The 19,450-nt window shown below is 52.1% G+C and carries 19 protein-coding genes and 1 riboswitch; of the genes, 9 read left to right on the forward strand and 10 right to left on the reverse strand.

The genetic code is table 11. The annotated features are described in order from the left end of the window. Window positions 1–123: 123 nt before the first annotated feature. The 5 genes from cecR to HVZ52_RS15375 are packed head-to-tail and all read left to right on the forward strand — an operon-like array spanning window position 124 to window position 5,765. Window positions 124–801: a transcriptional regulator CecR gene (cecR, locus tag HVZ52_RS15355; protein WP_016152358.1), complete on the forward strand. Its 678-nt coding sequence runs from the start codon at window positions 124–126 to the stop codon at window positions 799–801. Then, on the forward strand, window positions 798–1,793 hold the full coding sequence (gene hlyD, locus HVZ52_RS15360) for a secretion protein HlyD (protein WP_019076344.1): 996 nt from the start codon (window positions 798–800) through the stop codon (window positions 1,791–1,793). Before cecR ends, hlyD begins: the two co-directional genes overlap by 4 nt. Further along, on the forward strand, window positions 1,786–3,522 hold the full coding sequence (locus HVZ52_RS15365; RefSeq protein WP_016152356.1) for an ATP-binding cassette domain-containing protein: 1,737 nt from the start codon (window positions 1,786–1,788) through the stop codon (window positions 3,520–3,522). The genes hlyD and HVZ52_RS15365 overlap by 8 nt, the downstream gene beginning before the upstream one ends. Continuing rightward, entirely contained in the window at window positions 3,515–4,648 is a 1,134-nt protein-coding gene (locus HVZ52_RS15370; RefSeq protein WP_016156059.1) for an ABC transporter permease, read from the forward strand. The genes HVZ52_RS15365 and HVZ52_RS15370 overlap by 8 nt, the downstream gene beginning before the upstream one ends. A gap of 10 nt (window positions 4,649–4,658) precedes the next feature. Next, the gene (locus HVZ52_RS15375; protein WP_181598426.1) at window positions 4,659–5,765 is read left to right on the forward strand and encodes an ABC transporter permease; all 1,107 of its coding nucleotides are present in this window, start codon (window positions 4,659–4,661) and stop codon (window positions 5,763–5,765) included. Here the strand turns inward: HVZ52_RS15375 and HVZ52_RS15380 are convergent. After that, a complete protein-coding gene (locus HVZ52_RS15380; RefSeq protein WP_016152353.1) occupies window positions 5,727–6,137 on the reverse strand; it encodes a YbhQ family protein in 411 nt (136 codons plus the stop codon). The two genes, HVZ52_RS15375 and HVZ52_RS15380, sit on opposite strands and share 39 nt — an antisense overlap. 131 nt (window positions 6,138–6,268) lie before the next feature. Between HVZ52_RS15380 and HVZ52_RS15385 the strand changes: the two genes are divergently transcribed. The 3 genes from HVZ52_RS15385 to HVZ52_RS15395 are packed head-to-tail and all read left to right on the forward strand — an operon-like array spanning window position 6,269 to window position 9,230. After that, window positions 6,269–7,030: an endonuclease/exonuclease/phosphatase family protein gene (locus HVZ52_RS15385; RefSeq protein WP_181598427.1), complete on the forward strand. Its 762-nt coding sequence runs from the start codon at window positions 6,269–6,271 to the stop codon at window positions 7,028–7,030. Continuing rightward, window positions 7,027–8,268: a cardiolipin synthase ClsB gene (clsB, locus tag HVZ52_RS15390; RefSeq protein ID WP_181598428.1), complete on the forward strand. Its 1,242-nt coding sequence runs from the start codon at window positions 7,027–7,029 to the stop codon at window positions 8,266–8,268. The genes HVZ52_RS15385 and clsB overlap by 4 nt, the downstream gene beginning before the upstream one ends. Further along, the gene (locus tag HVZ52_RS15395; protein WP_016152350.1) at window positions 8,268–9,230 is read left to right on the forward strand and encodes a YbhN family protein; all 963 of its coding nucleotides are present in this window, start codon (window positions 8,268–8,270) and stop codon (window positions 9,228–9,230) included. Before clsB ends, HVZ52_RS15395 begins: the two co-directional genes overlap by 1 nt. Window positions 9,231–9,269: 39 nt before the next feature. Here the strand turns inward: HVZ52_RS15395 and HVZ52_RS15400 are convergent, their stop codons facing one another. The 6 genes from HVZ52_RS15400 to moaA all read right to left on the reverse strand — a co-directional run bounded on the left by HVZ52_RS15400 (window position 9,270) and on the right by moaA (window position 12,717). Next, the gene (locus HVZ52_RS15400) at window positions 9,270–9,974 is read right to left on the reverse strand and encodes a Bax inhibitor-1/YccA family protein (RefSeq protein ID WP_003831536.1); all 705 of its coding nucleotides are present in this window, start codon (window positions 9,972–9,974) and stop codon (window positions 9,270–9,272) included. A gap of 41 nt (window positions 9,975–10,015) precedes the next feature. Then, window positions 10,016–10,468, reverse strand: a complete 453-nt coding sequence (gene moaE / locus HVZ52_RS15405) for a molybdopterin synthase catalytic subunit MoaE (RefSeq protein ID WP_046274634.1) — start codon at window positions 10,466–10,468, stop codon at window positions 10,016–10,018. Between the two features lies 1 nt (window position 10,469). Then, window positions 10,470–10,715, reverse strand: coding sequence for a molybdopterin synthase sulfur carrier subunit (moaD, locus tag HVZ52_RS15410; RefSeq protein ID WP_016152348.1), 246 nt, complete (start codon window positions 10,713–10,715; stop codon window positions 10,470–10,472). Then, window positions 10,708–11,193 (reverse strand): cyclic pyranopterin monophosphate synthase MoaC, encoded by a 486-nt coding sequence (gene moaC, locus HVZ52_RS15415; RefSeq protein WP_003035188.1) that lies wholly within the window; start codon window positions 11,191–11,193, stop codon window positions 10,708–10,710. Before moaC ends, moaD begins: the two co-directional genes overlap by 8 nt. 2 nt (window positions 11,194–11,195) lie before the next feature. Next, window positions 11,196–11,708: a molybdenum cofactor biosynthesis protein B gene (gene moaB, locus HVZ52_RS15420; protein WP_016152347.1), complete on the reverse strand. Its 513-nt coding sequence runs from the start codon at window positions 11,706–11,708 to the stop codon at window positions 11,196–11,198. A gap of 19 nt (window positions 11,709–11,727) precedes the next feature. Beyond that, window positions 11,728–12,717: a GTP 3',8-cyclase MoaA gene (gene moaA, locus HVZ52_RS15425; protein WP_016152346.1), complete on the reverse strand. Its 990-nt coding sequence runs from the start codon at window positions 12,715–12,717 to the stop codon at window positions 11,728–11,730. Further along, window positions 12,705–12,850: riboswitch (molybdenum cofactor riboswitch) on the reverse strand. It overlaps the preceding gene by 13 nt. Window positions 12,851–13,242: 392 nt before the next feature. Between moaA and yvcK the strand changes: the two genes are divergently transcribed. After that, the gene (gene yvcK / locus HVZ52_RS15430) at window positions 13,243–14,151 is read left to right on the forward strand and encodes a uridine diphosphate-N-acetylglucosamine-binding protein YvcK (protein ID WP_016152345.1); all 909 of its coding nucleotides are present in this window, start codon (window positions 13,243–13,245) and stop codon (window positions 14,149–14,151) included. Between the two features lie 58 nt (window positions 14,152–14,209). On the opposite strand, the gene nhaC is transcribed toward yvcK, so the two are convergent. The 3 genes from nhaC to uvrB form a co-directional block, all read right to left on the reverse strand. After that, window positions 14,210–15,676: a Na+/H+ antiporter NhaC gene (nhaC, locus tag HVZ52_RS15435; protein ID WP_181598429.1), complete on the reverse strand. Its 1,467-nt coding sequence runs from the start codon at window positions 15,674–15,676 to the stop codon at window positions 14,210–14,212. A 15-nt stretch (window positions 15,677–15,691) separates the two neighbouring features. Then, on the reverse strand, window positions 15,692–16,903 hold the full coding sequence (locus tag HVZ52_RS15440) for a PLP-dependent aspartate aminotransferase family protein (RefSeq protein WP_019076339.1): 1,212 nt from the start codon (window positions 16,901–16,903) through the stop codon (window positions 15,692–15,694). 315 nt (window positions 16,904–17,218) lie between these two features. Next, a complete protein-coding gene (uvrB, locus tag HVZ52_RS15445) occupies window positions 17,219–19,240 on the reverse strand; it encodes an excinuclease ABC subunit UvrB (protein WP_016152344.1) in 2,022 nt (673 codons plus the stop codon). Window positions 19,241–19,450: the final 210 nt, after the last annotated feature.

The raw sequence follows: 19,450 nt of genomic DNA on the forward strand, positions 1-19,450 counted from the left end.
TAGCAGTTTTTGTGATGTGCCGCATAAATTATCCCTGCGCTGAAAAATAACGGTCCGGACTGGACAAGGTTACACATCAGTCATAATCTTAATCAATCGATTGATTAATATCTGAGTCGTGCTATGAATACACCCACCATGACAACCAAAGGTGAACAGGCGAAAAATCAGCTCATTGCCGCCGCGCTGGCGCAGTTTGGCGAGTATGGTCTGCACGCCACTACTCGCGATATCGCCGCGCAGGCCGGGCAAAATATTGCTGCCATCACCTACTATTTTGGCTCAAAAGAGGATTTATATCTCGCCTGCGCCCAGTGGATTGCGGATTTTATCGGCTCACAGTTTCGCCCGCATGCTGAAGAAGCCGAGCGTCTGTTTGCTCAGCCGGAACCGGATCGTGGCGCGATGCGCGAACTGATCCTCCGCGCCTGCAAAAATATGATCATGCTGTTAACCCAGGACGATACCGTTAACCTGAGCAAATTTATTTCGCGCGAACAGCTTTCCCCCACCGCGGCTTATCAACTGGTGCACGACCAGGTTATCAATCCGCTACATACTCACCTGACGCGCCTGATTGCTGCCTATACCGGCGGCGATGCCAACGATACCCAAATGATCCTGCACACCCACGCCCTACTCGGCGAGGTACTGGCCTTTCGTCTGGGGAAAGAAACCATTCTGTTGCGTACGGGCTGGTCACAATTTGATGAGGATAAAACCGCGCTGATTGACCAAACGATCACCTGTCACATCGATCTTATTCTGCAAGGTTTAACGCAAAGGAGTCTGGAGTCATGAAAAAACCTGTCGTTCTCGGGCTGGTCATCGCGGCCCTCGTTGCCGTGATTGCCGGTGGAACGTGGTGGTATCAAAGTCGGCAAGATAACGGTCTGACGCTGTACGGCAATGTCGATATCCGTAGCGTCAACCTGAGTTTTCGCGTCGGCGGCAGGCTGGCCTCGCTGGCGGTTGACGAAGGCGATGCCATTACCGCCGGTCAGGTGCTGGGCGAACTGGACCGTGCACCTTACGAAAACGCATTAATGCAGGCAAAAGCGAATGTTGCCGCCGCGCAGGCGCAATACGATCTGATGCTGGCAGGGTATCGTGAAGAAGAGATCGCGCAAACCGCAGCGGCAGTCAAACAGGCGCAGGCAGCCTATGATTACGCGCAAAACTTTTACAATCGGCAGGTGGGATTGTGGAAAAGCCGCACTATCTCCGCCAACGATCTGGAAAACGCCCGTTCATCACGCGATCAGGCGTTGGCCTCTCTGAAATCCGCACAGGATAAACTCACCCAATACCGCAGCGGTAATCGTGTGCAGGACATCGAGCAGGCGAAAGCCACGCTCGAACAAGCTCAGGCCGAGCTGGCCCAGGCAGAGCTTAATTTGCATGACACCACGCTGACCTCGCCGTCTGACGGCACGTTACTCACCCGTGCGGTCGAACCCGGCAGCATGCTGAACGAAGGGGGCACGGTACTGACGCTGTCACTCACGCGTCCGGTATGGGTTCGCGCCTACGTTGATGAACGAAATCTGAGCCAGGCGCAGCCAGGACGCGAAATCCTGCTTTACACCGATGGCCGTCCGGACAAACCGTATCACGGTAAAATCGGCTTCGTGTCGCCCACCGCCGAGTTTACCCCAAAAACAGTCGAGACCCCTGACCTGCGCACCGACCTGGTTTATCGCCTGCGTATTGTGGTGACCGACGCGGACGATGCGCTGCGCCAGGGAATGCCGGTAACGATAAAGTTCAGCGATGAGGCACGGCATGAATGACGCCGTCATTACGCTGAATGGACTGACGAAAAACTTTGCCGGAATGGATAAACCGGCGGTCGCCCCGCTCGACTGTACCGTTCATGCGGGCTACGTGACCGGGCTGGTCGGGCCGGATGGCGCTGGCAAAACCACGCTGATGCGAATGCTGGCAGGGCTGTTGAAACCCGACGCCGGAAGCGCAACGGTAATTGGTTTTGATCCCATCAAAGACGACAGCGCGCTGCATGCGGTACTGGGGTACATGCCGCAGAAATTTGGTCTGTATGAAGATTTGACCGTCATGGAGAACCTCAATCTCTATGCAGATTTACGTAGCGTTACCGGTGAAGCGCGAGAAAAAACCTTTGCCCGGTTACTGGAATTTACCTCGCTGGGGCCGTTTACCGGACGCCTGGCCGGCAAGCTTTCCGGCGGCATGAAACAGAAGCTCGGACTTGCCTGTACGCTGGTCGGTGAACCCAGCGTGTTACTGCTGGATGAGCCTGGCGTGGGCGTCGACCCTATTTCCCGTCGCGAACTGTGGCAAATGGTTCATGAGCTGGCCGGGGACGGCATGCTGATCCTCTGGAGCACTTCGTATCTGGATGAAGCTGAACAATGCCGTGATGTGCTGCTGATGAACGAAGGTGAATTGCTGTATCAGGGCGATCCCACTCAGCTTACGCAAACCATGTCGGGTCGCAGCTTCCTGATGAGCAGTTCGCAGGAAAATAACCGCCGACTGCTGCAACGCACGTTAAAACTGCCGCAGGTTAGCGACGGGATGATTCAGGGGAAATCCGTCCGCTTAATCCTGAAAAAAGAAGCGACGGCCCAGCAGATTCAAAACGCTGACGGCATGCCGGAGATAACCATCAACGAAACCGCCCCCCGCTTCGAGGATGCCTTTATCGATTTACTTGGCGGGGCCGGAACATCGGAGTCCCCGCTGGGTGCTATCCTGCATACCGTGGAAGGCACGCCAGGTGAAACGGTGATCGAAGCCAAAGCGCTGACCAAAAAATTTGGCGATTTTGCCGCTACCGACCACGTAGACTTTGCCGTGCAGCGCGGCGAGATTTTTGGTTTGTTAGGACCCAACGGCGCGGGCAAATCCACCACCTTTAAAATGATGTGCGGCCTGCTGGTCCCCACCTCGGGTAAAGCGCTGGTGCTGGACATGGACCTGAAGGTCAGCTCCGGTAAAGCGCGTCAGCATCTGGGTTATATGGCACAGAAATTCTCCCTGTATGGCAACCTGACGGTTGAACAGAATCTGCGCTTTTTCTCCGGCGTCTACGGCCTGCGCGGTCGGGCGCAGAAGGAGAAAATCGAGCGGATGAGCGAGGCATTCGGCCTGAAGAGTATCGCCTCCCACGCCACCGACGAACTGCCGCTGGGCTTTAAACAGCGCCTGGCGCTGGCCTGTTCGCTGATGCATGAACCCGACATTCTGTTCCTCGATGAACCCACTTCCGGGGTCGATCCCCTCACCCGTCGGGAGTTCTGGTTACATATCAACAGCATGGTGGAAAAAGGCGTCACGGTGATGGTGACCACCCACTTTATGGATGAGGCAGAATACTGCGATCGCATCGGGCTGGTGTATCGCGGCAAACTGATTGCCAGCGGTACGCCGGACGACCTGAAAGCTCAGGCTGCTGACAGTGAGACGCCAGACCCGACCATGGAACAGGCGTTTATCACGCTAATCAATGACTGGGATAAGGAGCATACGCATGAGTAACTCCGTTCTCTCCTGGCGTCGCGTACGCGCACTGTGCGTGAAAGAGACGCGCCAGATCGTCCGCGATCCCAGCAGTTGGCTGATTGCGGTGGTGATCCCGCTGCTGCTGCTGTTTATCTTCGGCTACGGGATCAACCTCGACTCCAGCAAGCTGCGGGTAGGGATTCTGCTCGAACAGCAAAGCGAAGAGGCGCTGGATTTTACCCATACCATGACCGGTTCACCGTATATTGACGCCACCATCAGCGATAACCGTCAGGAATTGATTGAGAAAATGCAGGCCGGGCGCATTCGCGGGCTGGTGGTGATCCCGGTGGATTTCGCCCAGCAGATGGCGCGACCCAACGACGTGGCGCCGATCCAGGTGATCACCGACGGCAGTGAACCGAATACCGCTAACTTTGTGCAGGGTTATGTCGAAGGCATCTGGCAGATTTGGCAACAACAGCGGGCGGAAGATCGCGGAGAATCATTTGAACCTTTGATCGACGTGCAGACCCGCTACTGGTTTAACCCGGCGGCCATCAGCCAACATTTTATTATTCCCGGGGCGGTAACCATCATCATGACGGTTATTGGCGCTATCCTCACCTCATTAGTGGTGGCGCGCGAATGGGAGCGCGGAACCATGGAAGCGCTGTTGTCTACCGAAGTCACCCGCGTCGAACTGCTGCTGTGCAAACTGATCCCCTATTACTTTCTGGGCATGCTGGCGATGCTGCTGTGTATGCTGGTGTCGGTGTTTATTCTCGGCGTGCCCTATCGCGGTTCGTTGCTGATCCTGTTTTTTATTACCAGCCTGTTCCTGCTCAGCACGCTCGGCATGGGGTTGCTTATCTCCACCATCACCCGCAACCAGTTTAACGCCGCGCAGGTCGCGCTAAACGCCGCCTTCCTGCCCTCGATTATGCTGTCGGGTTTTATCTTCCAGATAGACAGCATGCCGGCGATTATCCGGGCAGTAACCTATATTATTCCGGCTCGTTATTTCGTCAGCACCCTACAAAGCCTGTTTCTGGCGGGAAATATTCCGGTGGTGCTGATTATCAACGTGCTGTTTTTAATCGCTTCGGCGGTGATGTTTATTGGCCTGACGTGGCTTAAAACCAAACGTCGGCTGGATTAAGGGGACGGGCATGTTTCATCGCTTATGGACATTAATTCGTAAAGAGCTGCAATCGCTGTTACGTGAACCGCAGACGCGAGCCATTCTGATTTTACCGGTGCTGATTCAGGTTATTCTGTTCCCGTTCGCGGCCACGCTGGAAGTCACCAACGCCACTATCGCTATCTATAACGAAGACAACGGTAAACATTCGGTGGAACTAACCCAGCGCTTCGCTCGCGCCAGCGCCTTTACGCACGTTCTGCTGCTGAAAAGCCCGCAGGAGATCCAGCCCACCATCGACACGCAAAAAGCCCTATTGCTGGTGCGTTTCCCGGCCAACTTTTCGCGTAATCTGGATACCTTCCAGCAGGCTCCCATGCAGATTATTCTCGACGGGCGTAACTCTAACAGTGCGCAAATTGCCGCGAATTACCTGCAACAAATCGTTAAGGAGTATCAGCAGGATCTGATGGACGGCAAGCCGAAACCGAACAACAGCGAGCTGGTGGTGCGTAACTGGTATAACCCGAATCTGGATTACAAATGGTTTGTGGTTCCGTCGCTGATCGCCATGATCACCACCATCGGCGTCATGATCGTCACTTCGCTCTCGGTTGCCCGTGAGCGCGAGCAAGGCACGCTGGATCAGTTGCTGGTCTCCCCGCTTACCACCTGGCAGATATTCATCGGTAAAGCGGTGCCCGCGTTAATTGTGGCAACGTTTCAGGCCACCATTGTGCTGGCGATCGGCATCTGGGCTTATCACATTCCGTTTGCCGGTTCACTGGGGCTGTTCTATTTCACGATGGTGATTTACGGGCTGTCGCTGGTCGGCTTTGGTCTGCTGATTTCATCACTGTGTGCCACCCAGCAGCAGGCGTTTATCGGCGTGTTTGTGTTTATGATGCCGGCGATTTTACTTTCAGGCTACGTATCGCCGGTCGAAAATATGCCGGTCTGGCTACAGAATCTGACGTGGATAAACCCAATCCGCCATTTTACGGACATCACGAAACAGATTTACCTGAAGGATGCGAGTCTGCAGATTGTGTGGGGAAGTTTGTGGCCGCTGTTGGTAATAGCGGCCACGACCGGCTCAGCGGCGTATGCGATGTTTAGACGCAAGGTGATGTAGCTTTTTGTCTTTCGCCAACAGCGAGACCACGGCGGGTCCGGCAAGGATCACCAGCCCCGCCAGGGCCAGCAAGACGTTGTTTTGCAGCACGCGCGACAGCAACCACAGTACGATCATCGCGGCACCGAAATACCACGTGGTAGTCAGTTCTTCCAGCACATCAGCTACGTCGCGCCACCGCTGTTCATGGTGACGTTGCAAGGCCAGCATTAATAAAACCGTTACGCCGTAAACGACGCATAATCCCAGGCCGACGCGCACCAGCGTACCGCTCATCCAGCCCATTACCAGCAACGCCACTACCAGTAAATGCAACACAATCTGCCAGCAACTTAGACCCGTTGCGACACGAACACGTTGTTGCCACCTCATGGCTTTTCTCCTGAAGGATTTTCAACTAATTATTCAGAGTACCGGACTTTACGGAAAATTCCGCAACACCGCATCTTTTTGTGACGACGACTACACTATTTTATTTAGGAAGTGACGCCAACGGGAGGCTCATGAGCGGATCGGGAGTTCAATTTTCATTCAATGTGCTCACCATTAATACTCACAAAGGGTTCACCGCCTTCAACCGGCGTTTTATTTTGCCTGAGCTACGGGAGGCTGTCAGAACGGTCGGTGCAGACATTGTGTGCCTACAGGAAGTTATGGGCGCGCACGATGCTCACTCGCTGCAGATTGAGAACTGGCCGGATACCACCCACTACGAATTTCTGGCGGACTCCATGTGGAGCGACTTCGCCTACGGGCGTAACGCCGTGTACCCGCAAGGGCATCACGGTAACGCGGTGCTGTCGCGTTATCCCATTGAACATTATGAAAATCGCGATGTGTCCGTCGGCGCGAGTGAAAAGCGCGGGGTCCTTTACTGCCGCATCGTGCCGCCAATGCTCTCGCACCCAATTCATGTCATGTGCGTGCATCTCGGTTTGCGTGAAGCACACCGTCAGGCCCAGCTCGCTATGCTGGCTGACTGGGTCAATGCCCTGCCCGACGCGGAGCCTGTGGTGATCGCCGGAGATTTTAACGACTGGCGGCAAACGGCCAATCACCCGTTGAAAGCCAGGGCCGGCCTTGACGAGATTTTTACCCGCGCCCACGGTCGCCCGGCGCGGACGTTTCCGGTGCAGTTTCCCCTGCTGCGTCTGGACAGGATCTATGTGAAAAACGCGAATGCCAGTACTCCAACGACGCTGGCGCTGCGTCACTGGCGACATTTGTCCGATCATGCCCCCCTGAGTGCGGAGATTCATTTATGAAAAATGGCTGGCGTGATGGCAATCAAATTCAACTGCTGGAAAACGGCGATCAATACTATCCCGCCGTCTTTGACGCTATTGAACAGGCACAGCAAAAAATTATCCTTGAGACTTTTATCTGGTTTGAAGATGCGGTCGGAAAACAGCTGCATGCCGCCTTGCTCGGAGCCGCCCAGCGCGGAATCCAAGCAGAGGTGCTGCTGGACGGTTACGGCTCGCCGGATCTTAGCGACAGTTTTGTCGAAGAGTTGACCGTAGCAGGCGTTGTTTTCCGCTACTACGATCCGCGCCCGCGTCTGTTCGGTATGCGCACCAATCTCTTTCGCCGTATGCATCGCAAAATTGTGGTCATTGATGACCGTGTTGCCTTTGTCGGCGGCATCAATTATTCCGCTGAGCACATGTCTGATTACGGTCCCGAGGCCAAGCAGGATTATGCCGTTCGCGTGGAAGGTCCTGTCGTGGCCGACATCCTGAAATTCGTGCTGGATAACTTACCGGGACAGAGCGCCGTACGACGCTGGTGGCGACGTCATCACCGGGCAATTGAAAATCATCGGCCAGGCGAAGCGCAGGCGCTGTTTGTCTGGCGCGATAACGAAGAGCATCGCGATGATATTGAACGCCACTATTTGAAAATGCTGACCCAGGCCCGGCGAGAAGTGATCATTGCCAATGCCTATTTCTTTCCGGGTTATCGCCTGCTGCATGCCCTACGAAAAGCTGCGCGACGCGGTGTTCGGGTAAAACTCATCGTCCAGGGTGAACCGGATATGCCGATTGTGAAAGTGGGTGCCCGCCTGCTGTATAACTATCTGGTTAAAGGCGGCGTCCATGTCTATGAATACCGGCGTAAGCCCCTGCATGGTAAAGTCGCGCTGATGGACGATCATTGGGCGACGGTAGGTTCCAGCAATCTCGACCCGCTCAGTCTGTCGCTCAATCTGGAGGCGAATCTTATTATTCATGACCGCACGTTTAACCAGACCCTGCGTGACAACCTGAACCCCATTATTGCGCAGGACTGCAAGCGAGTTGATGAATCAATGCTGCCAAAACGTACCTGGTGGAACCTGACCAAAAGCGTGCTGGCCTTCCACTTTTTACGCCACTTCCCGGCGCTGGTCGGCTGGCTACCGGCGCATACCCCGCATCTGGCCGAGGTAGCCCCCCCCGCACAGCCAACTCTGGAAACCCAGGATCGTATTCCAACTGAGGATGCAGGAGGGGAAACCTGATGCCAAAAAACCACCGACGCTGGCGCTTAGCGAAAAAGATCCTCACATGGCTATTTTTTATTGCGGTCATCGTATTGCTGGTCGTTTATGCCAGTAAGGTCAACTGGCAGGAAGTGTGGACGGTAATCCGCGATTACAATCGGATCGCCCTGCTCAGCGCCGTAGGGCTGGTGATCGTCAGTTATTTACTTTACGGCTGCTATGACTTGCTCGGGCGCTACTACTGCGGGCACAAGCTGGCAAAACGCCAGGTCATGCTGGTGTCGTTTATCTGTTACGCCTTCAACCTGACGTTAAGCACATGGGTGGGCGGTATTGGGATGCGTTATCGTCTCTACTCGCGTCTCGGGTTACCGGGGAGCACAATTACGCGAATTTTTTCACTGAGCATTACCACCAACTGGCTGGGCTATATTCTGCTGGGCGGTTTTATTTTCACCTTCGGCGTCGTTGAACTGCCCGCGCACTGGTATATCGATGAAGGTACGCTACGCCTCTTAGGCATTGCGCTGCTGCTGATGATTGTTGTTTATCTGTGGTTTTGCGCTTTCGCTAAACATCGCCACATCACCATCAAGGGCCAAAAACTGGTGCTGCCCTCCTGGAAATTTGCCCTCGCGCAAATGGCGATATCCGGTACTAACTGGATGGTAATGGGGGCGATTATCTGGCTGTTGCTGGGTCAGAATATCAACTATTTCTTCGTGCTGGGCGTGCTGCTGGTGAGCAGTATCGCCGGTGTTATCGTGCATATTCCGGCGGGGATTGGCGTGCTGGAGGCGGTCTTTATGGCGCTGCTGGCGGGAGAGAACACCTCTCAGGGGACAATCATTGCCGCCCTGCTCGCATATCGCGTGCTGTACTATTTTATTCCGCTGCTGCTGGCGCTGATGTGCTATTTGCTGCTGGAGAGTCGGGCGAAAAAGTTGCGGGTAAAAAACGAGAAGGCAATGGCGAAATGATTCACCGGATGGCGGCTTACGCCATCCGGGAACAGAGAATTAACGACGATTGCCGAAGATACGCAGCAGCATCAGGAACAGGTTGATGAAGTCCAGATACAGCGTTAAGGCCCCAAGAATTGCGTATTTACGCAGATTGGAGCTGTCACGCAGGTCGATCTGCTCACCGATGTTTTTCAGCTTCTGCGTGTCATAAGCGGTCAGGCCGACAAACACAATCACCCCAATATAGGTCACCGCCCACATCAGCGCTTCGCTCTTCAGCCAGAAGTTAACCAGCGAGGCCAGCACAATACCGATCAGCGCCATAAACAGCATATTGCCGAAACCGCTGAGATCGCGTTTGGTGGTGTAGCCGTACAAACTCATGATCCCGAACATCCCGCCGGTGACCACGAAGGTGCTGGCGATAGACGAGTAGGTATAGACGATAAAAATGCTTGATAGCGTCAGCCCGGTTAATGCCGAATAGAGCATAAATAGCGTGGTCGCCATTCCCGCGCTGAGCCTTTGCACCATGCCGGACAGGACGAACACCAGCGCTAGCTGGGCGATGATCAGTCCAAAGAAGGTGATTTTGCTGGAGAAGACAAACATCATCACCGCGGGCGTATTTGCCGCATACCAGGCGATAAACGCCGTCAGCAACAGTCCGCAGGTCATCCAGCCGTACACCTGCGCCATATACGTTTGCAGGCCGGAACGGGCCTGTACAATAGAATCGGATCGTGGGAATCGGTCCATGACAATCTCCTGAATCAGTATGAGCCTACACCAATTGTACTCTACCAGCGTTTTGCTGCTAGCTTATCGCTGTCGCGGGCATCAACCCAGCGCTCACCTTCTGGCGTGGCCTCGCGCTTCCAGAACGGTGCGCGGGTTTTCAGATAATCCATAATGAACTGCCCGGCATCAAACGCGCTGCTGCGATGCGCACTGGTCACGCCAACAAAAACGATTTCGTCACCCGGCCACAGTTCGCCAATGCGATGAATGACCGTTACTCGTCCCAGCGGCCAGCGCGCACGCGCTTCGTCGACAATCTCCGCCAGCGCTTTTTCGGTCATTCCCGGATAGTGTTCCAGCGTTAACGCCTGCACGCTATCGCCGAGATTGTGATTGCGGACTTTACCGGTGAAAGTGACCACCGCGCCATCTTCATCGCGTTCGGCCAGCCAGGGATACTCATCCCCGACGCTGAACGGCGCATGACCAACAACAATTCGCGTTTCAGCCATCTTAGCCTCCGGTTACCGGTGGGAAGAAAGCCACTTCGTCACCCGCATTAAGGGGATGGTCAAAACTGACCAGCGTCTGATTTACCGCGGCCAGCAGCTTGCCGTCTTCCAGCGCCAACGCCCAGCGATCGCTTTTTGCCGCAAGACTCCGGCGCAGCGCTTCTACCGTTGCAAACTCAGCGGCGACTTCTATCGCATCCGTGTTCACCAATTCCCGTACCTGAGCAAAGAAAAGAACCTTAATCATGCGCATCCACCTTAAAATCTCCCGATTTGCCACCGCTTTTAGCCAGCAAACGCACCGGACCAATCACCATATCCTTTTGCACCGCTTTGCACATATCGTAGATGGTCAACGCCGCCACGGAGGCCGCCGTTAACGCTTCCATTTCGACGCCGGTTTTCCCAGTCAGGCGACACAGCGTTTCAATGCGTACGCGGTTGTGTTCCGGCTCGGCGTGCAGATTAACTTCAACCTTGCTCAACATCAGCGGATGGCACAGCGGGATAAGATCCCAGGTCCGTTTGGCGGCCTGAATACCGGCAATACGCGCCGTGGCGAAAACGTCGCCCTTATGGTGGCTGCCGTCGATAATCATCGCCAGCGTTTCGCTACGCATGGTCACGAATGCTTCTGCACGCGCCTCGCGTACGGTTTCCGCTTTGGCGGAGACATCCACCATATGCGCTTCGCCAGCGGCGTTAATATGAGTCAGTTGCGACATACTTATTTCTTCAAATGTGGGTGGAAATTACACGGACGCGTACGGGCATCGAGCTGCGGCGCAATGATATTTTCCCATGCGGTACGACACGCCTTAGTCGACCCAGGCATGGCGAAAATCAGCGTTTTGTTGGCCACTCCGGCAATCGCCCGGGATTGCAGCGTCGCGGTGCCAATCTCTTCAAACGACAGCATACGGAATACTTCACCAAACCCTTCGACTTCTCTGTCGAACAGCGGTTGCAGCGCTTCTGGCGCCTGGTCCCCTTCGGTTAAGCCCGTGCCGCCTGTAATGAGCACGACCTGCACATCCTCACTGGCAATCCATGCAGAAACCTGGGCGCGAATGGCGTAGCGGTTCTCTTTGACAATAGCCTTGTCGACAATCTGATGACCCGCCTCTTGCGCCGAGTCACGCAGATAATGGCCGGAGGTGTCATCTTCTTCGCCGCGACGGTTGGAAACAGTAAGAATAGCAATGCGTGTCGGGATAAATTCAGCGCTTACCTGACTCATGAAAAACTCCTTTTAGCGATCAGCCGCCAATGTAAGATAAGTTTTGCGTAATACCGGTATTGTTCTGATGCAGGAAATGAGTCTGCTTTTTCTCCAGCAGCGCGGCTGAAATGCGTTCTTCCAGCGCCGACTGCTGAGCGTCATCTTCCAGCAAATCACGCAGGCTTACGCCGCCTTCACCAAATAAACACAGATGCAGTTTGCCGACAGAGGAAACGCGCAGACGGTTGCAGGTGGCGCAGAAGTCTTTCTCATAAGGCATGATCAGACCAATTTCACCAGCATAGTCAGGATGACAGAAAACCTGAGCCGGGCCGTCGCTGCGCTGTCGGATCTGGTGGATCCAGCCGCGACGCAACAGCTCATCACGCAGGACCTGGCCTGAGATATGGTGTTTACGGAAGAGAGAGCTGCCCTCGCCCGTTTCCATCAGTTCAATAAAGCGTAGTTGGATAGGACGGGGCTGAACCCACGCCAGGAAGGTGTCCAGTTGATGATGGTTTACGTCGCGCATCAGCACGGTATTGACTTTCACTTTTTCAAAACCCGCATCAAAGGCGGCGTCAATGCCTGCCATCACCTGCTGAAATTTGTCCTGCCCGGTAATGGCGTGAAACTGACGGGCATCGAGGCTGTCGACGCTGACGTTCAGTGCGGTCAGTCCGGCATCGCGCCAGGCAGCGGCATCACGCGCCAGACGATAACCATTAGTGGTCACCGCAATCTGACGGATGGCGTGGTTTTCGCGCACGGCGGCGATAATGTCGGTAAAGTCGCGACGCAATGAAGGTTCGCCCCCTGTCAGACGCACTTTTTCCGTTCCCAGACTGGCGAACGCGCGCGTAACGCGGCGAATTTCATCAACGGTCAAAAAGCCGTTATTGGTGACACCGCCGGGCTTATAGCCATCCGGCAGGCAGTAGGTGCAACGAAAGTTACACACATCGGTAATCGACAAACGTAAGTAGTAAAACTTACGTGCGAAAGCATCGGTAAGTTGAGAGCCCATGTACACCTTTCCAAATACGGGAGACGTAGTCATTTCTTCCTACGCCCTGGTGACAAACTTATTCAAGTATTGTCACGGCCAAAGCACCGTATCATTTGACCCAGGTGCAGAGGCTAGAGTGTTTATTCTCGTCATACTTCAAATTGCAGAAGCGTGGGCTTTATTCGTTCACCCCAGTCACGTACTTATGTCCGCTTACGGGGGATTTTCTCCCTCACTGCCTTCCTGCAACTCAAATTATTCAGAGTACATTGTGGTTATGCCGATACTAGCGTGTAAATGACGCTTTTGCCATGTACACTTTCGCTGTATAAACACATATATAGCGACATGATCGTGCAATTTCGCTACAGAATAAGCAAAAACCACAGTTTTGCATTGATATACATCATCTTGCCGGCAGGTGCATCTCGTCAGAAAGGAGTAGATCGCAGAAAAAAATTACGCCAGATTCCGCCTGGATAATTGCTGAAAACACACTATTTACGTTACTGTAGCGCCGATCAATTGATATCAGGAAAATATATGCGCACTCGCACGCTGGCAGATCTGGACCGCGTTGTCGCTCTCGGCGGAGGGCATGGACTGGGACGCGTTCTCTCCTCTCTTTCCCCTTTAGGTTCACGCCTGACGGGGATCGTCACCACGACCGATAATGGCGGGTCGACAGGTCGTATTCGTCGCTCTGAAGGAGGAATTGCCTGGGGAGACATGCGTAACTGTCTGAACCAGTTAATTACTCAACCCAGCGTTGCATCCGCCATGTTTGAGTATCGTTTTGGCGGTAATGGTGAGCTTTCCGGGCATAACCTCGGAAATCTGATGTTAAAGGCGCTCGATCACCTCAGCGTGCGGCCTCTGGAAGCCATCAATTTAATTCGTAGTCTGCTGAAAGTTGACGCGCATTTAATTCCGATGTCGGAGCTGCCGGTGGATCTGATGGCTATCGACGATCAGGGACATGAAGTCTATGGCGAAGTGAATATCGATCAGCTCACCATCCCGCCTCAGGAACTGATGCTGTCGCCAAAAGTCCCCACCACGCGGGAGGCAGTTGAAGCTATCGCCGAAGCGGATTTGATTTTGATCGGACCCGGCAGTTTTTACACCAGCCTGATGCCGCTCCTGCTGCTCGACGAATTGGCGCAGGCATTACGTCGCACACCTGCCCCGATGGTCTACATCGGCAATCTGGGTCGTGAATTAAGCCTGCCAGCAGCCAGCCTGACGCTTAACGATAAGCTGGCAATCATTGAACAGTACGTTGGCAGGAAAGTGATTGATGCGGTGGTTGTGGGCCCGAAAGTGGATGTATCCACCGTTACCGACCGCGTTGTTATTCAGGAAGTGCTGGAAGCCAGCGACATTCCCTACCGCCATGACCGCCAGCTATTGCATTACGCGCTGGAGAAAGCGGTACAGGCGCTGGGGTAATCCCAAGTGCGTGATTAGCATACAATCCTCATCGTAATGAGGATTGTAGCTTACTGCATTAACCTCTCAGCACAGGTACATGCTCGGCGGATATTGGCTCTTCGTATCTTGTGCCAAAATTAGACCACCGGGCAAGAATGGCAAAGAATACGGCCATAACCAGGCAACTTAAATTGAACAAAACCCAGGGTGCATAATCCAGCGTCGCTACCCCCAGCGTCTTCGCCATGAACATACCAGATATTGTCCAAGGGAAAAGTCCTTCAAGTAGCGTGGCTCCAGACTCCATTGATCGGGACATATTAACCATATGCAATTTTTTGTTTTTAAAACAAGGATCATAAATATTCTTCACCAGAAAGAAACTGATGACTGCATTGCCAGTGCAGGCAACTAATAAAGAACTTGTGAACATTGTCGCCAACAGAGTACTGGTCACCGTTTTTAATTTCTTAACCAGTCGCCCAAGCAGCACATTAAGGCCACCAGAAACATCAAGTGCCGAAGCGAACATAAATGCACAAAGCATAACCACAATTGGGCTAACCATTGAATACATACCGCCACGATTAAGCAATATATTAATATTTTTAGTCGTAGATTCATTCATCGCGACATCTGAAAAATTGCTGATCATATTGGTATTAAAGCCATTAATCGATGCTTGAACAAGGTCCATCATGGTAAACGGCTGAAAAATTGCGCATATTGCCAGAGCAAAAAAAGAAGATGCGATCAAAACAATAATGGTATCCCATTTTTTTATCGCACCAATAAAGACCAGCAATGTCGGTAATATTAATAAAGGGTTAAGCCAGAATAATGAGTTTAGCGCTTTTTTCATGACCGGGATAGTATCTAGTTGGATTGAATTTACCAAATTTAAATCTAACCCCGCGATATAAAACCCCAGGCAGGCAAACAAAAAAGCAGGAACCGATGTATACAACATATTTCTAATACTTTGATAAAGCTCAGCCCCCGCAGCTAACGCGGCCATGTTTGTGGTATCTGATAAAGGAGATAATTTATCACCAAAATAGGCACCGGAGATAACGGCTCCAGCAGTAATCGGCAATGACACATTCATCGCCGCAGCAACGGCAACCAACGCCACACCAATTGTTCCTGCGGAACCCCATGAAGTGCCTGTAAATGTCGAGATGCAAACCGTCACTAAAAAAGCTGTAAGATATAAGTAAGCTGGGTTGATAATTTCCAGGCCATAATAGACCATTAACGGAATGGTACCACTAACCATCCAGCATCCAATCAACATACCGATCGACAGTAAAATTAACATTGCAGGGACGGCATCTTTTATTTTTTCTATAAAAGTCTGGAGAATTTCCTTCCAGCCCGCGCCATAGTATCTGGCAAAAAAACCTGTAATAATCGTAATAACAATTAAGATAAATTCAACTGGGTAATTTAAAATCCCAATACCTATAAAGAAAACCAGGAAAATAGCCACTAATAACATCAATGCTGCATAAAAGCTCGGTTGCTTATTTGTGCTTACCATGTTATTTTCCCGCTATTAATATGTTTTTATAGAATCAAACGCATTCTCTAAGTCCGCGATTAACATCTCTGGAGATTCTTGTCCAATTGAAATCCTAATTAAACCAAGTGCCATCCCATCTTTGCATATTACATCCTGGTTATAACCGCGATTTGGAGAAATAATCAGGCTTTCATATCCCCCCCAACTGCACCCCGGTTTGAAAATTCTACAACTATCAATGATGGCTTTAACTTTTTCAAAACTGCCATCTTTAAGTTCAAAACTAATGAGACCAGAAGTACCAAACATTTGTTGTGAAACAATTTCACGTTGTTTTGCATCTGCCATAAGAGGGTGACAGATATTCTCAACCTCTGCTCTGCTATTGAGAAAAGTAAGAATTGCATAGGTATTATTCTGATGTTGTCTCATGCGCAGCGGCAACGTTCGTAAACCGCGAATCACTAACCATGCACTATCTGGGGCCAGCACTGCGCCAAGAAGCTGATGTGAAAAATCACGAATAATATCAAGATAGACTTTTGCGCCTACCACAGCACCCGCCGTTAAATCACTGTGACCGCCGATATATTTAGTACAAGAGTGGAGCACTAAATCGAAACCAAGAGTCAATGGCTTTTGGAAGAGTGGCGTAGCCCATGTATTATCAATGGCAGTAATAATATTATTCTCTTTCGCCAACTCTGCTATCATCTGCAGATCCACAACTCGCATGGTCATTGTTCCTGGGGATTCCGTGTATATCATGCGAGTATTCGGCTTTATTTTCTGCCGAATATCCTCGACATCGCCACTGAGAACAATGTCATAGTCAATACCAAATCGTTGTTGCATTTGCTTCACCAGCACAACTGTTGGACCATAAACATTATTCACCAGAATAATATGGTCACCACTTTTCAGCAGGCCAAACAATGTTGCGCTTATCGCGCCCATGCCCGAGCCAAAAACTTTGCAGGCCGCGCCACGCTCCAACGCTGCCAGTTTATGCTCTAACAGTTCCGTTGTTGGGTTAAGCCCCCGGGAATAGATGTAACGTTCAGCTTCGTGCTGCATATCATCACAGTATTGCTGATAGCTCTGCTGCACAAACAGACTGGTTTTTACTAGCGGAGGGCTGACTGCACCAAAATTTTTCTGGTGTTGTTCACCAACGCCAGAACATATCATGGCGTCCTGAATGGCATAATCATTCTCAGCGTAATTGCATATTATCTCTTTCATAATTTTCCTTTATATTTTCGTCAGGGAAATTTCTATGACAGGACAATTATAAAAAAAGGAACAATGACAGCCTTTTTCTTGCTGCCAAAATGCTGAAAGAATCGTCAGAAATGTAAAGAATAAAACGATGAGGTTCACAAAGTGGAAAAACAAAAATCAATTCAGCAAAGAATCAATTAGAGTGAGCGCATTAATTTTAAGAATAATAAATGGCAATAGAAAAACTAATAATATAATTATAAATGATAATAAATTCTGTATTTTTCCAATCGCCATGGCATTTACGCGATGGCGAATTGGAAAGTGGAAACAATCTTACGATGCCGCGATAAACAACTCGCGCAACTGATGCAACTGGTCGCGGATTGTCGCAGCCTCTTCAAATTCAAGATTCTGCGCATGCTGCATCATCTGCCCTTCCAGCTCATGAATCTTCTGCTGCAGCGCTTTTGGCGTCATATCCAGTTCGACAATTTCAGACTTCGCGCCTGCGCGTGACTTCCCTTTGCCTTTCGCCTTAGTCTTCGCAATATTCTGACCCAGCGCCAGAATATCGACCACTTTCTTGTTCAGCCCCTGCGGCGTAATACCGTGTTCTTCGTTGTAGAGCTGCTGTTTCTCACGACGGCGTTCAGTTTCACCTATCGCCTTAGCCATTGAGGCGGTAATTTTGTCGCCGTAGAGAATAGCCTTCCCGTTGATATTACGCGCCGCACGACCGATGGTCTGAATAAGCGAACGTTCAGAACGCAGGAACCCTTCTTTGTCTGCGTCCAGAATCGCCACCAGTGAGACCTCAGGCATGTCCAGACCCTCACGTAACAGGTTGATACCCACCAGCACGTCAAACTCGCCCAGACGCAGGTCACGAATGATTTCCATACGTTCCACGGTATCGATGTCTGAGTGCAGATAGCGCACCCGCTCACCGTGCTCTTCGAGGTATTCGGTGAGATCCTCTGCCATCCGTTTCGTGAGCGTAGTGACCAGCACACGTTCGTTAATCGCCGCACGGATGCGGATCTCAGACAGCAGATCGTCAACCTGCGTCGCCACCGGGCGTACCTCAATGATTGGATCCAGCAGGCCGGTCGGTCGTACTACCTGATCGACGACGTCATCACCGGATTTCTCCAGCTCATAGTTGCCCGGCGTCGCTGAGACGTAGATGGTCTGCGGGGCCAGCGCTTCAAACTCTTCAAATTTAAGCGGACGGTTATCCAGCGCCGACGGTAGACGGAATCCGTATTCGACCAGAGTCTCTTTACGCGCCCGGTCACCACGATACATACCGCCAATTTGCGGGATAGTGACGTGGGATTCATCCACCACCAGCAGGCCGTCGGCAGGCAGGTAATCAAACAGCGTCGGCGGCGGCTCGCCGGGGCCACGCCCGGACAGATAGCGGGAGTAGTTTTCAATCCCCGAGCAGTAACCCAGCTCGTTCATCATTTCCAGATCGAACTGCGTACGCTGACTTAGCCGCTGTTCTTCCAGCAGTTTGTTATTTGCCAGCAGGACCTTACGCCGCTCTGCCAGCTCCACTTTGATTTCTTCCATCGCCTGCACGATACGTTCGCGCGGCGTCACGTAGTGCGTTTTAGGATAGATGGTGTAGCGCGAAATCGTGGATTCAACCTGCCCGGTAAGCGGGTCAAACAGCGATAAACGTTCGACCTCTTCATCAAACAGTTCCACGCGCAGCGCAATGTCGTCGGATTCAGCCGGGAAAATGTCGATCACTTCACCACGCACGCGGAAGGTTCCGCGCTGAAATGCCTGATCGTTGCGGGTATATTGCAGTTCCGCCAGGCGGCGCAGGATCGCACGCTGGTCGATAATCATCCCCACCGTCAGATGCAGCATCATTTTCAGATACAGATCCGGATCGCCCAAACCATAGATAGCGGAAACTGACGCGACGACAACGACATCCCGACGTTCCAGCAGCGCTTTGGTCGCCGACAGACGCATCTGCTCAATATGTTCGTTAACCGAGGCATCCTTCTCGATGAAGGTGTCAGAACTTGGAACGTAGGCTTCCGGCTGATAATAGTCGTAGTAGGAGACGAAATACTCCACCGCGTTATCCGGGAAGAACTCTTTCATCTCACCGTACAGTTGCGCGGCCAGCGTCTTATTGGGAGCCAGCACCATGGTAGGCCGCTGCAAGTCCGCAATTACGTTAGCGATGGTGAATGTCTTCCCCGAGCCCGTCACCCCCAGCAGCGTCTGATGCGCCAGACCATCCTCCAGCCCTTCTTCCAGACGGCGAATAGCCTCAGGCTGATCGCCAGAGGGTTTAAAAGCGGAATTTAGTTTGAACGGTTTACTCATGAGCAGCTACCTGAAGCAATGGGCGGGCAGGTGTGTAATTTTACTCGCAGTCGTATATTTTGCCAGTAAAATATACTGGATGAAAAAACAGTAACGTACCAGAATATTTCTGATACGCCATCAGAATGACCGTGACTGCAGGCTAAAATTTGGCCTCAGACAAGATAAAACACCAGCAAAAACGTGTTATCCCCAAAGCAATGACTTTTT

Source organism: Citrobacter sp. RHB36-C18, from assembly GCF_013814485.1.
GTDB classification, from domain to species: Bacteria; Pseudomonadota; Gammaproteobacteria; order Enterobacterales; family Enterobacteriaceae; genus Citrobacter; species Citrobacter braakii.